Raw genomic sequence first — 13,643 nt, 5'->3', positions numbered from 1 at the left:
AGCGCTACGCGGCGCCCACGTGCTGGCCGGCGGGTTCGGTCACGGGCTCCAGGTCCGACGGCGAGCTCAACGTGCCGCGCACCGCCGTCGCCGCCGCCACCACGGGCGAGACGAGGTGGGTGCGGCCGCCCTTGCCCTGGCGTCCCTCGAAGTTGCGGTTGGATGTTGAGGCGCAGCGCTCCCCCACCTCCAGCTGGTCCGGGTTCATGCCGAGGCACATAGAACAGCCGGCAAAGCGCCACTCGGCACCGAAGTCCGTGAACTCCTTGTCCAGTCCCTCGGCCTCGGCCTCGAGCCGGACCCGGGCCGAGCCGGGCACCACCAGCATCCGGATGTCCGGATCCTTGGTGCGGCCGCGGATGATGTCCGCCGCGGCCCGCAGGTCCTCCATCCGGGAGTTGGTGCAGGAACCCAGGAAGACGGTGTCGACCCGGATCTCCTTCATCGGCGTGCCGGCCTCGAGGCCCATGTACTGGAGGGCACGTTCCGCAGCGGCCTTGGCGTTCTCGTCGCCGAAGTCCGCGGGCGAAGGCACGTTGGCGGACAGGGACACACCCTGGCCAGGGTTGGTCCCCCAGGTCACGAACGGCTCCAACGTGTCGGCGTCGAGGTCCACCTCGGCGTCGAACGTCGCGTCATCGTCGGTCCGCAGCGTGTTCCAGTACTCGACGGCGGCGTCCCAGTCCGCGCCCTGGGGCGCGTGCGGGCGCCCCTGCATGTAGTCATAGGTGGTCTGGTCCGGTGCCACCAGGCCGGCGCGGGCGCCGGCCTCGATGGACATGTTGCAGATGGTCATCCGGGCTTCCATCGAGAGCGCCCGGATGGCGGAACCGCGGTACTCCAGGACGTAGCCCTGGCCGCCGCCGGTACCGATCTTGGCGATGACGGCCAGAATGATGTCCTTGGCGCTCACGCCCGGCCGCAGCGTGCCCTCAACGTTGATTGCCATGGTCTTGAAAGGCTTGAGCGACAGCGTCTGGGTGGCCATGACGTGCTCCACCTCGGAGGTGCCGATTCCCATGGCGAGCGCGCCGAAGGCCCCGTGCGTGGACGTGTGTGAGTCGCCGCAGACCACGGTCATGCCCGGCTGGGTGAGGCCCAGCTGCGGGCCGACCACGTGGACGATCCCCTGCTCGGCATCCCCGAGGGAGTGCAGGCGGACGCCGAATTCCTTGCAGTTGTTCCGCAGGGTCTCGATCTGGGTCCGGCTGGTGAGGTCCGCGATTGGCTTGTCGATGGCCAGCGTGGGAGTGTTGTGGTCCTCGGTCGCGATGGTGAGGTCCGGCCGGCGCAGTTTGCGGCCGGCGAGGCGCAGGCCCTCGAAAGCCTGCGGGGAGGTCACCTCGTGCACGAGGTGGAGGTCAATGAAGAGGAGGTCCGGTTGGGCGTTGGCGCCTTCGCCGTCCCCCTTGCGCACCACGTGCGCGTCCCAGACTTTCTCGGCCAATGTCTTTGCCACGGCCTGCTCCCTTCACTGCTGTTTTGCCCCGCGACTGCCCTGCGCTGCTAGCGACGCGTCCCGGTCCGGCTGGTTGATGATCTCCACTGAATCAGCACTGCCGCCAAATATGCCAGCGCAATGATTTGCATCTCAGATATTGAGACGGCAATATCATTACATGGACAATTCTAGTGGCGTCGGCGTCATCGATAAAGCGGCCCATGTACTCGACGCACTCGAGGCCGGCCCCACCACCCTGGCGCAGCTCGTTGCGGCCACCGGACTCGCTCGGCCGACGGTACACCGCCTTGCGCTGGCGCTCGTTCACCACCGACTGGTGAGCCGCGACATCCAGGGCCGGTTCGTACTCGGCAGCCGCCTGGTCGAGCTCGCCTCCGCCGCCGGGGAGGATCGGCTCATTGCTTCCGCCGGCCCCGTGCTGATGCAGCTGCGCGACGCCACCGGCGAGAGCGCCCAGATTTTCCGCCGGCAGGGCGACTGGCGTGTCTGCGTCGCCTCCGCCGAGCGGCCCATCGGCCTGCGGGACACCATCCCGGTGGGCACCCAGCTTTCGATGAAGGCCGGTTCCGCAGCGCAGGTGCTGCTGGCCTGGGAAGACCACGACCGCCTGCTCGAGGGCTTGCAGGCCGCCCGCTTCACGCCCACCGTCTTGGCCGGAGTACGGCGCCGCGGCTGGGCGCAGAGCCTCGGGGAACGTGAGCCGGGGGTCGCTTCCGTGTCCGCGCCCGTCCGCGGGCCATCCGGCCGCGTGATTGCCGCAGTCTCCATTTCCGGTCCGATCGAACGCCTGACCCGCCAGCCCGGTCGGCTGCACGCGGAGGTCGTCTGCAACGCCGCCCGCGTCCTGACCGAGGCGTTGCGCAAGACCAACGACTAAGCGTCGCCGCTTTCCCTGCCGGCGCCGCTAGGCTGTGGCCATGAACAGCTATGCGGTCTTCCTGCGCGGGGTCAACGTCGGCGGGATAAACATCAAGATGGCGGAGCTCAAAGAGGCCCTGAAGAAGCGTCCGTTTTCGGCCGTGAAAACCCTGCTGGCCAGCGGCAATGTGGTGCTCGCCAGCGAGCTTTCGGCAGCGGAGGTCAAGGCAGAATTCGAGGCCTGCCTGCGCGGGGCCTTCGGCTACGACGCCTGGGTGGTGGTGCTGTCCGCCGACCGCGTGGCCGAACTTGTCGCCGCCTGCCCCTATCCCCCGGACGACACCACGACGCACAGCTACGTCACGCTCTCCTCGAATTCCGGGATACTTTCCGAGCTCTACGACGCCGGGAGCGCCCTTGGGGGCGTGGAGCTGACACGGCTGGGGCCCGAAGCCATGGCCTGGCTCGCGCCCGCCGGCGGCACCCTCGACAGCCCCTTCAGCAAGCTCTCGTCCAAGGCCAAGTACAAGGCCAGCACCACTACCCGGAACCTGCGGACCCTGGTCAAGGTCCGCGACGCCGCGGAAACAGTCACCGCCGAGTAGCCGCAGGCCTGTTGAACATCAACCCTGCCGCGGATTTCAAAGCGGCGTTGAAGGACATGAGCCGGCTGATCTCCAGTTCCACCGGGTCCACCACGAGTTCCTCCGCGACGGCGGACACGGCAGCGTGCAGGCGCTTCCGAGCCACCCGCGCCCGGGCACGGGCCGCGGCGGCGGCGATAAATCTCGCCGCGAGGGCCAGCACGATGCCCAACAGCACTCCCCCGGCCACCATGACGGTGGGCACAGGCCAGCCCTCCACCCGGGGAATCTCCGGCACAGGCAGCTGGAAGTAGCCCAACGCGGCCAGCACCCCAAGCCAGCCCAGGCCTCCGAGCGCAACCACCAGGCCCAGCCACTGGACCATGTTGAAGGCGGTCCACCACCAGGAACCGCGCCCGGCTTTGAGATCTGTGCTGGCAATCGCTTGGTCCAGCGCGTCGGGAAGCCGCTCCCTGCCCTCGCGGGCCGCTCCGCGGATCACCGCACGCCAGGGGCCCGGAGCGCCGTCGGACGCGGCGTCCGCAAAGTCGCGCACGGCGGCGTCGGTACGCGCCCGTTCCGGGGCCCCGGCCGGGGGCAGCGAGGTGCGGTTCAGCTCGGGCCGCGCGTCCGTCCGCCGCAGGTTCAGCCGCCGCAGCGGGTCGGGCCGGAACCGGACCAACCAGCGCGTCACCGGCCAACCGGTGCGGCGCGTGGCTTCCTGCCGGTAGGACCGTGCCACGGCATCCACCACCAGCGGCACATTGGCGGCGACGGCCAACTCCGCGGCCAGCCGGCCCCGGCTCTCAGCCCTCACGCCCGCGGCCTCGCCCGCGCCGGAGGCCTCGGCGAGCCGTGCGGAGGCCCGGTCGACGTCCGCAGCGAGCCGCTGCGAGAGCGCCAGCCGCTGCATGACAACCTGGCGGATGGCGGAGCGCACCTTGTCGACGCCGGTACCGACGACGGCCGACGCACCCAACACCTGCACTTTGCCCAGACCGTCCCGGGCCAGGATGCCCTTCAGGGATTCGAGCACAGGCCGGATCTCATGTTCTGGCAGGCGGTCCACCTGGTTGAGCACCACAAGCGTGACGGCCGCGTGTGAGGCCAGCGGGGCGAGGAAGTCATTGTGCACGGTGGCATCGGCGTACTTCTGCGGATCCAGCACCCACACCAGTACGTCCACGAGGCCCACCATGCGCTGCACGATCTCCCGGTTTTCGGCGCGCGTCGAGTCAAAGTCCGGCAGGTCCAGCAAAATCAGCCCGGTGGTTTCGTCGGCGAATCCAGGGACTGCCGCGGCGTGATGCCGGGCGCGGACATCCAGCCAGTCGAGCAGCCCGTCGCTGCCCTCGGCGCCCCAGATGCCGGCCAGTGGTTCGGAGGTGGTGGGGCGCCGGGCTGCCGCGGTGGCGATTTCCTCGCCGCTGACCGCGTTGAACAGCGATGACTTGCCGCTCCCGGTGGCGCCGAAGAAGCCCACCACAGTGTGGTCTGCCGAGAGCGAGCGGCGGGAACTCGCGCGGTCCAGCACCGCCAGGACTTCCTCCAGGGTCTCATCCGGCAGGGCGCCCGCCGCGAGTTCCCGGGCCTCGTTCAGGGCCTCCAGCCTGCGGTGCAGCTGCGAGGCCTGCTTGGCGGCGGTGTGGCGGTTCATGCCGAGGCCGCCAGCCGGCCGAGGTCCGCGGCGTGCTGCGCGAGGGCGGACGGGGGCACCCCGTCGGGCATCTCAAGCCGGGCCAGGAACCGCTGCTGTTCCGCCTGCAGCAGCCGCTGGCAGCGGGCCTGCAGGTCCTCGCGTGCCGTCTTGGCGAGCCGGCGGACCGCGTCTTCTCCGAAGACGGCTTCCAGGACGCGCTGGCCCACGACGGCGGTACCGCCGGCCACGCCGATCTCAAGACCGGTCAGGCCGGCGGTCATCGAAAAGACCACGATCATCAGCGCCGCGCCAAGTCCATTGATGCCGAAGGAGAGCCAGCGGGCCTGGCTGCGCTTGCCCTGGCCCTCTGTCCGGATCAGTTCCATCAGGCTGCCCTGCCAGGCCCGGATCTCGGCAGCCACAGCGTCGGCGAAGGACTCGCTGGTGCCGGAGAGGTCATCGGTGCCGAGAAGCTGGCGGCCGGCCGGGTCGGAGCGCCAGCGCTGGTCGGCTTCTTCGGCGGCGTTGGCGGCTTCGTCAAGGATGACCGCCTGCAGGCCCGTCTCGATCGCGGTCTCCACCCGCACGGCCGGGGTGGGTTCGCCCCGGAAGAAGGCGCCCATCCGGTCCCTGAGCCGGCCGATGTTTTGTTCCATGGCGCGGAAGAACTCGCCCGTACCCACGAAATCCTGCCAGCGGGCCAGAACTTCGCCGCGCAGCAGGGCCCCATCCTGCGTTGCGTCGAGGATGCGCCCGACGGCGTCCGCATAGGCACTGCTGGCGTCCTTGGCCAGTACCTCGGCAGCGCGCTGCTGGGCGGCCACGGCGCCCGCGACGCTCTCGACCCGGCCGCCCAACGCCCTGACCGTTCCGTTGAGCGTCCGGCGGGCTACCGCGGCCCGGCCGGCAGCGTCGGCAGCAAGTTCCCGGAGCCAGCTACTCAGCGGCGCCACGGCATCAGCCGGCAGCATCCCCATCGAGTCAAGCGCCACCTCGCGCACGACGAAGAGCCGCGCCGCGCCCAGTCCCTCTCGAGCCAGCATGGCCTGGAGGTCTGCGCTGACCTCCTCCTCTGCTGCCGCCGGGACACGGTCCAGGACCACGGCCACCATGATGTCCCGTGAGGCAGCGTCCAGCAGCAGGCGCCAGGGAACGGCGTCGGCGTAACGGTTGGCGGTGGTGACGAACACCCACAGGTCGGCTGCGGCCAGGAGCTGGCCGGCGAGCCGGCGGTTGTCATCCGAAACAGAGTCGACGTCGGGCGCATCAAGCAGCGCGATGCCCTGCGGCACCGCCGGATCCGCGGCGAGCACGAGGGAGGTGATGGCGGCCTGGTGCGCGGGCAGGGGCGCGTCGACCACCGTTCCGCGGATCCGACTCAGGCTCGGCAGCACCCGCTGGTCCTCAAACCATTCGGCGTCGCCGGGGTGGTGCAGCAAAATTGGCTGGCGGGTGGTCGGGCGGATGGCGCCGGCCCGGGTCACCGGGTGCCCTACAAGAGCGTTGACCAGGGTGGACTTGCCCGCACCGGTTGACCCGCCGACGACGGCGAGCAGCGGAGCCTCCAGGCTGCGGTACCGGGGCAGGATGTAGTCATCCAGTTGGGCCAGGACCTGGCGGATGTCGAGCCGCGCGGCATCGGCCCCGGGGAGGGCCAGGGGTAGCGACACCGCTGACAGTTCACGCCGTACCGACTCGAGCAGTTCGACGGCGGCAGCTTGCCGCGCGGCGGGCGTCTGCGGCCCGGGGCGGCGGTTGCTTTCGTTGGAGCTCACAGCCTCATCATGCCAGCTACGCTTCCCAGGGCGGTGCCGCTTGCGTCCGGGTGGTTGGCGGTGACAACAAAAAACGGCCCCGGGCTGATGCCCGGGACCGTTTCCATGGTGACCCCAGCGGGATTCGAACCCGCGTTACCGCCGTGAGAGGGCAGCGTACTAGGCCGCTATACGATGGGGCCCTAATACTTCCTTACTTGCACTTCCGAACAGCATTCCCGCCGTTCGAGCCAAGTCAGTATTTCACAGACTTAGCGTGTGTTCCAAATCGGTCAAACCGCTTCAGAACCCCTGATTTACCGCGGAAAACCGTGGATTATTCAGAGCTGGGATACCAGGACTCGAACCTAGAATGACGGTACCAGAAACCGTAGTGTTGCCAATTACACCATATCCCAATGGAACTTTCGGGCCGGTTCCGCAGGTCCAAACCCGCGCTCCCAGCGCCTCAGCACGAGTAATTACTTTACCCGAGACTTTTGCCGCGCACAAATCGAGGCTGGCGGGGCCATCCTGGGGCCTCGAGGACGGGCTAGCCAGTGCCCACATTCTGCGCACGTTGCAGCGCGTCCTGCGCCAGCTCGGCCTCGCCCAGACGCTGGTAAACACCGGCCAGTACCCGCCAAGGCATGTCCGACTTAGGATCGAGAACCGCCGCCCGCTGCAGGTCCGCGACGCTGTCCGCACCGCGGCCGAGCCCGAAGTTCGCAACGCCGCGCTGGAGGTAGACGGCCGATGAGTACGGGGCCATCACAGTCAGTTGGTCAAGTTGCGTCTTGGCCGCATCGAGCTGGCCGGCATAGATGTGGCCGATTGCGGTGGCAAGGCCGGCCTCCAAAGACTGGGGTGTCCGGACCAGCGCACGGCTTCCCCACTTCACGGCGTTGGCGGCGGCGGTCTTGTCACCATCGGTGGCCGGTCCAGCAAACGCTTGAGCCGCCAACATGGCTGTGTCGCTGTCCCAGGGGCGCAGACCATAGGCCTGCTGGAAGTATGCGTCTGCTCCGGTCGGGTTTCCCACGCGGGCGGCTCGGGCGCCGGCTGCCATGGGCCCTTCCGCTGCCGACGCGGGCACTGCCACGGCTAGGGCGGCCGCCACGAGGGCCAGTCCGGCAATCCTCGAGGAAGCCACGTCCCGCGCCAAACCCAGGACGCCTCCCTGACGATTCCGTCCATTCTGCTCGATCGCCACCAGTCCGCCGCCCAGAAAAGCCACCAGTCCGGTCGTCCCGGGAGAACTGAAATGGGTCAGGAGCGCGACCGCATAAGCACAGACAGCTGCCAGCACCACTATCAGCTGTTGCTTCCCCGCTGGTTCCGCGGCCTGGGCGATTCTTGCCAGCGCGCTCCGGATGAACAACCCGGCACACACGAGCGCAGCGATGAGCAGTGGCGCACCACCGGCCACCAGTAACTGCAAAGGCCAGCTATGCGGTGAATCAGTCGGGAACCTGTCCCCCACTGTTTGCGCCCACGATTGATCCACATAGGCGGGGAATGCGTCGACAAAACCACTTGGGCCGACGCCGGTCCATAGGTGGTCTTTCACGAGACCGAGGGTCCGGATCCAGAGCATGGACCGGCCATCAACAGTGTCTGCCGAGAACAGTCGAACGCGCATGGGCGGGATGAGCAATGCCGAGGCACCGACGGCAACGACCGCTCCGGCGAGACCCAAAACGACCGTGAGCTTCCTGCCTTGGCGCACTCTGAACAGAACAGCTGTTGCCGTGATGGCAACGATTGCCAGCGCTGCCAGGGCAGCCCGCGATGCGGAGAGCAGGACAATCGCCACGGCGGAGGCTAAACCAAGCACCGTCAGCCACTTACCTCTGCCGGCAGATTTTCCAAACGGCGCAGAAAGCACGCCTGCTATTACGACGCCAATGAGGCCCTGGTCTGTCGCATTTCCCAATGTCGCGCCGGTTCGGTCTCCAACGGCTCCGCCTATGGGCCGCAGTCCCACGGCCTCAAATCCGCTCAAGGCTAGAAGAAGGACCGCAGCGGCCGCGAGTGACAGCCGCAAAGTTTGCCAGTTGCCGGTTGTGGCCTTTCCTCCCAGAATCTTCGCCCCCACGAAAAACATCGCGACATAAAGTCCGAGCGTGGGAATTCCCTCGTATCTGGGCCATCGCCCCAGAAGGCTGGCCACCGGGCTCTCCGAGAACAACATCGCGACGACGATCCAGCCAGCACCAAGTCCAATGGCAACCTTCAGGGTCCGTGGAACGAGGCCGGTCCTCGGTGACAGGACGCCGAAGAGTACAGCCACGATAAGGATCAGGATCTTTGCCCAGACAAAGCGGAACAGCCCGCCCGGTTGAAATGCCAGTACGGAAATAACCGCCAGGCCAATGGAGAGGGCCGGAAATGAGACGGCGTCCGCCATTGGACGGACGGATTTCTTCACCGCCCTAAGTGTTGTCGTCACGAAACATCGTCCATCCGAGAGTTTTCCCGACTTAGGAATCTGATCCAGTCGGCCCCACTTAGTATGCAGGAAGTTACGGGCTTCGCCGCTTTACAAATGCCTTTCCCCGGTTACACTGAGTCGTTATTTGAAAACTGAATGATGGCACGGCGTAATCCGTTGCCGGAAATCACTCTTTGGGGGGAGTAAAGATGCTCTATAGGAGCACCCGATTCCGTGCGCGGTTTGCGACCGTATTGGCGGTACTTTCAGCTTTGATCTTCTTCGGGTTGGCGCCGGCGCATGCCGAAGAAGCCGACAATGCGTCCATCAGCGGCACCGTCACCGCACCAGCCGGCGTGGACCTGGCCCGCATTTGGATCTCAGCCGAGAGCACGGCGGAGTACCGCGGTACGCAGCCCGATTCGGAAGGTCACTTCACTGTCAGCGGCCTGCCTGCCGGCAGCTACAAGGTCCATTTTTCCGGCAACGACAGTGGCGCGGTAGACGGTTGGTACGGAGGCGCTTCTTCCTCCGAGGGGGCCACCGAGGTGCTGGTAAGTTCAGGGCAGGCACTCACCGGAATTAATGCCACCCTCGATAAAGGCGCTTCGGTAAGCGGCAAGATCACTGGAGCTGCCGGCGTCGATGTTGCGCAAATCGGGGTATCGGCTTGGCAGCCAGACGGATATCTTCCGAGATACAGCCAGGTGGACGCCGACGGCAACTACAAAATCGTAGGGCTTCCGGCCGGAACGTTCACGGTCAAGTTTGACGGTAGGAACGCCGGCGCCCTGGATCAGTGGTACCCGGCTGCCTCCTCTTTCGAGAGCGCAAAGATGTTCACTCTCACGGCCGGCCAGGAACTTTCCGGCATCGACGCCGCCATGGTCAAGGGTGCTTCAATCACAGGCACCGTCACCGCGCCTGCGGGCGTGGATCTTTCGACCGTGGGCGTCACGGCTTGGCCCACCTCGGGCATGACGAATAACAGCTTGGAGGTGCACCCCGACGAAACCGGCCGCTATGTCATCAAGGGACTGCCTAGGGGAAGCTACAAGGTTCAGTTCGCCTCTTACCAGGGGGATTTCCTGGAGCAGTGGTACGCGAACGCTACCTCCTTTGAAGGCGGCACTACCGTCACGATGGCGGACGGGGAGGACGTTGTAGGGATCGACGCGGCTTTGCTCAAGGGCGCCTCGATCAGCGGGAAGGTCACGGTTCCCGCGGGCGTGGATTATTCGGCCGTCAGCGTTTATGTCCAGTCCGAAGTGGGGTGGATTTGGCGCTACGCCGAGGTGGACACCGAAGGCCATTACAGCGTCTCGGGACTTCCCACAGGACGGTACAAAGTCCAGTTCACCGCGAACGGCACGAGCGCCATGGACCAGTGGTATGGCGGCGGCACTTCCCCTGAATCCGCCGTCGACGTAGTCGTCGCAGCCGATCAGGACGTCTCGGGAATCGACGCCACCCTGCTCAAGGGAGCGTCCATCAGCGGAAAGATTACCGCTCCGGACGGCGTGGATATCTCCGCCGTCAGCGTGGAGGTCGAGTCCAAGAATGAGCCAAGCTCCGCCGGCAAATCCGTCCGGGTAGACCCGGACGGCCGTTACAAGGTCCAGGGACTTTCCTCGGGCAGTTACACGGTGCGGTTCTCCCCCGGCGACTCCGGCGCGTTGGATCTCTGGTACCCGAACGCGGCCTCCGAGACGAGTGCAACTGCAGTCTCGGTAGAAGGCGAGCAAGACGTCACAGGGATCGACGCGACCCTTATCAAGGGAGCAACCGTTAGGGGAAAGATCACCATTCCCGCCGGTTTCAGCCCCAACTCTCTTACAGTCCAGATCTCTACGATGGGGCCCGGTCGGGGCAGCTCAAATATCACGAATGTCGAAAACGATGGAAGCTACAAGTTCATCGGACTCTATGCCGGTGACTACGTAGTAGAGGTCACCTCCTTCAGAACAGGCCTCCTGGACCTCCGCGGTTCCACCGGCATTCCCATCAAACTTGAGACAGGACAGGATCTGTCCGGCGTGAATGCCACCATGACCAAGGGCGCTTCAATCAGCGGCAAGGTCAGCGCTCCCGCGGAAGTTGATTTGACCTCAGTCCGCGTCATCGTGACGCAAGAGGACGGGTCCACCTTCGCCGGCAGTTCCGAGCCACGATCGGATGGAAGCTACGAGATCACTGGCCTGGCTGCCGGAAGCTACAAAGTAAGCTTTGCTGGCCAGGACTCCGGCAGCCTCAGCGAGTGGTACGACAATGTGCCGACCGCCGACAAGGCGCTGCCGATCACCCTTCAAGCCGGGCAGGACCGCACGGGAGTCGATGCGATACTGGCGCTGGGCGGCAGCGTTAGCGGGAAAGTGAACATCCTCCCGGATTTCAATCCGATTGAGAGCTACTACGCAGCGACTATCTTCCAAGCGGGAGACATTAACAAGGTGGTCGGCCGTGCATCCATCGGCTCCGATGGTCATTTCACCCTGCGGGGCCTCCCCACGGGTAGCTATAAGATTCTTTTCTCCTCCTACAACACTGGCGCCTTGGACCGTTGGTACGGCGATGCCGATAACTTCGGGGCAGCCACCCCGATCACCGTTGCCGCGGGACAGACCATCACAGCTGCGGACACGACCTTGATCAGGGGAGCAACTGTCAGCGGGAAGGTTACCGCCCCCGAGACCATGGACCTGCGCCTCTCCCGGATCACGGCCTACCCGGATGGCGTGCTGGACGGTGCTCAATTCAGCAGCCAGTTGGCTGCCGATGGGAGCTACAAGATCGTCGGGTTGCCTGCCGGAAGCTACAAGTTGAAGTTCGACGGCGGCAGCAGCGGCGCCACCGACCTCTGGTACGGCGGCTCAAATCTGGCAACGGCGTCCATGGTCACCGTCGCTACCAGCCAGGACCGCACGGGAATCGACCTGACAGCAATCAAGGGTGCTTCCCTCAGCGGAAAGGTGTCAGGGCTGGACGGTGTCCGCTACCCGGTCGACGTGCTGGACCCTGCGGGCAAGACGGTTAAGAACGGCTATACGGACGCCTCCGGCGCCTTCAGCGTCGTCGGTCTGGCGGAGGCATCTTACAAGGTTGCCTTCAACCGTTCGAGTGGTTATGCGCAGGAAGAAGCGCAGTTCTACGACAACAAGCCCGAATCGTCCGGGCCGGCGCAGGCGGCACCCATCGCTGTCGCCTCGGGCCAATCCGTAGATGGCATCAACGCCTCTTTGGTTCAAGGCGGATCGATTACGGGAACGGCAACCGACAAGGCAGGCAAGCCGATCGCGGGCGCGTGGGTCCAGGCCTACACTCTCGATGGATCGCTGGTGACCCGCAATGGCGCCACCGACTTCACGGGGAAGTTCACGATCCCGGGTCTCACCACGGGGAAGTACATCGTCGTGCTGCATAGCAACCTCGGCAAGCTGTACTCCGGCAATACCGCCAGCGAAACGTCGGCTACACAGGTCGACGTCGTGTCAGGGAAGGCCAGTGTTCTCGATCTCGCCTACGCTTCCGGGACCGATCCGCTAACAGCACCGGTTCCCACCATCACCGGAACGGCGAAAGTCGGGGCCACGCTCACGGCAGTCCCGGGAACCTGGTCTCCGGCCCCGGTCACCCTGGCCTACCAGTGGAAGGCCAACGGCGCCGCCATCAGCGGAGCAACGGCCAGCACCTACAAGCCGGCCGCGGCCGACCTCGGGAAAGCGATCACCGTCACCGTGACCGGCTCCAAAACCGGCTACACCACCGCCGAGAAGACCTCGGCGGCGACGGCTCCAGTCGTGGCTGCAGACCAGATCCTGACCGCACCGGTTCCCACCATCACCGGAACGGCGAAAGTCGGGGCCACGCTCACGGCAGTCCCGGGAACCTGGGCTCCGGCCCCGGTCACCCTGGCCTACCAGTGGAAGGCCAACGGCGCCGCCATCAGCGGAGCAACGGCCAGCACCTACAAGCCGGCCGCGGCGGACCTAGGGAAGACGATCACGGTCAGCGTCACCGGCTCCAAAACCGGCTACACCACCGCCGAGAAGACCTCGGCGGCGACGGCTCCAGTCGTGGCTGCAGACCAGATCCTGACCGCACCGGTTCCCACCATCACCGGAACGGCGAAAGCCGGGGCCACGCTCACGGCAGTCCCGGGAACCTGGGCTCCGAGTCCGGTCACCCTGGCCTACCAGTGGAAGGCCAACGGCGCCGCCATCAGCGGAGCAACGGCAAGCACCTACAAGCTGGCCGCCGCGGACCTCGGGAAAGCGATCACCGTCACCGTGACCGGCTCCAAGACCGGCTACACCACGGCTGCTAAGACCTCGGCTGCCACGGGCGCTGTCGGCGCCGGAGCCCTCGCCACCGCCGTTCCCGCCATCAGCGGAACGGCGAAGGTCGGGGCCACGCTCACGGCTGTCCCGGGAACCTGGGCTCCGGCCCCGGTCACCCTGGCCTACCAGTGGAAGGCCAACGGCGCCGCCATCAGCGGAGCAACGGCCAGCACCTACAAGCTGGCCGCCGCGGACCTCGGGAAGACGGTCACCGTCACGGTGACCGGCTCAAAGTCCGGCTACGCCGCGGCGGCTAAGAGCTCGGCTGCCACGGCCAAGGTCGGGGCCGGAGTTCTCGCCACCGCGGTTCCGACGATCAGCGGAACGGCCAGGGTCGGGTACACCCTGACTGCCCTGCCGCGCACCTGGGGTCCGGCGCCGGTAACACTCCGGTACCAGTGGCGGGCAAACGGCGTCGCCATCAAGGGGGCAACGGCAAGCAAGTTCAAGCCGAGTGCGGCGCTGCGGGGCAAGGCACTCACTGTCACGGTGACCGGCTCCAAAGCGGGGTACACAACGGTTGCCAAGACCTCCATAGCGACAGCCAGGCTGCGCTAGCCGGAGAGGAAATCGCT

The 13,643-nt window shown here is 66.2% G+C and carries 7 protein-coding genes and 2 tRNA genes; 3 read left to right on the top strand and 6 right to left on the bottom strand.

Annotated features, from left to right (window positions below):
• Positions 1-4 precede the first annotated feature (4 nt).
• Positions 5-1,459, bottom strand: coding sequence for a 3-isopropylmalate dehydratase large subunit (gene leuC, locus AC1DNC_RS11850; protein WP_476862740.1), 1,455 nt, complete (start codon positions 1,457-1,459; stop codon positions 5-7).
• Between the two features lie 160 nt (positions 1,460-1,619).
• Here leuC and AC1DNC_RS11845 point away from each other — a divergent pair, with 160 nt between their 5' ends.
• On the top strand, positions 1,620-2,339 hold the full coding sequence (locus AC1DNC_RS11845) for an IclR family transcriptional regulator (protein ID WP_175322958.1): 720 nt from the start codon (positions 1,620-1,622) through the stop codon (positions 2,337-2,339).
• A gap of 40 nt (positions 2,340-2,379) precedes the next feature.
• Positions 2,380-2,925, top strand: coding sequence for a DUF1697 domain-containing protein (locus AC1DNC_RS11840; protein WP_476862739.1), 546 nt, complete (start codon positions 2,380-2,382; stop codon positions 2,923-2,925).
• On the opposite strand, the gene AC1DNC_RS11835 is transcribed toward AC1DNC_RS11840, so the two are convergent.
• The 5 genes from AC1DNC_RS11835 to AC1DNC_RS11815 all read right to left on the bottom strand — a co-directional run bounded on the left by AC1DNC_RS11835 (position 2,912) and on the right by AC1DNC_RS11815 (position 8,728).
• Positions 2,912-4,561: a GTPase gene (locus AC1DNC_RS11835; RefSeq protein WP_476862738.1), complete on the bottom strand. Its 1,650-nt coding sequence runs from the start codon at positions 4,559-4,561 to the stop codon at positions 2,912-2,914. The two genes, AC1DNC_RS11840 and AC1DNC_RS11835, sit on opposite strands and share 14 nt — an antisense overlap.
• Positions 4,558-6,318: a dynamin family protein gene (locus AC1DNC_RS11830; RefSeq protein WP_476862737.1), complete on the bottom strand. Its 1,761-nt coding sequence runs from the start codon at positions 6,316-6,318 to the stop codon at positions 4,558-4,560. Before AC1DNC_RS11830 ends, AC1DNC_RS11835 begins: the two co-directional genes overlap by 4 nt.
• Positions 6,319-6,424: 106 nt before the next feature.
• Positions 6,425-6,500 (bottom strand) — tRNA-Glu (locus AC1DNC_RS11825).
• Positions 6,501-6,644: 144 nt separating this feature from the next.
• Positions 6,645-6,716, bottom strand: a tRNA-Gln gene (locus AC1DNC_RS11820).
• A 134-nt stretch (positions 6,717-6,850) separates the two neighbouring features.
• Positions 6,851-8,728 carry an O-antigen ligase family protein gene (locus AC1DNC_RS11815; protein ID WP_476862736.1) on the bottom strand — a complete coding sequence of 626 codons (1,878 nt, stop codon included), beginning with the start codon at positions 8,726-8,728 and terminating at the stop codon, positions 6,851-6,853.
• 257 nt (positions 8,729-8,985) lie between these two features.
• On the opposite strand from AC1DNC_RS11815, the gene AC1DNC_RS11810 reads away from it, so the two are divergent.
• Positions 8,986-13,626, top strand: coding sequence for a carboxypeptidase regulatory-like domain-containing protein (locus tag AC1DNC_RS11810; protein ID WP_476862735.1), 4,641 nt, complete (start codon positions 8,986-8,988; stop codon positions 13,624-13,626).
• The last annotated feature ends 17 nt before the right edge of the window (positions 13,627-13,643 follow it).

The sequence above is a fragment of the Arthrobacter sp. 01N442 genome (assembly GCF_056399345.1).
The sequence above is the reverse complement of the archived record's forward strand: the minus strand, read 5'-3'. Positions and strand labels throughout refer to the sequence as shown.

What these genes read in the sequence shown, in the direction of transcription:
- AC1DNC_RS11840 (WP_476862739.1), top strand. Translation starts at nt 2,380, where the DNA reads ATGAACAGCTATGCGGTCTTCCTGCGCGGGGTCAACGTCGGCGGGATA.
- AC1DNC_RS11845 (WP_175322958.1), top strand. Translation starts at nt 1,620, where the DNA reads ATGGACAATTCTAGTGGCGTCGGCGTCATCGATAAAGCGGCCCATGTA.
- AC1DNC_RS11835 (WP_476862738.1), bottom strand. Translation starts at nt 4,561, where the DNA reads ATGAACCGCCACACCGCCGCCAAGCAGGCCTCGCAGCTGCACCGCAGG.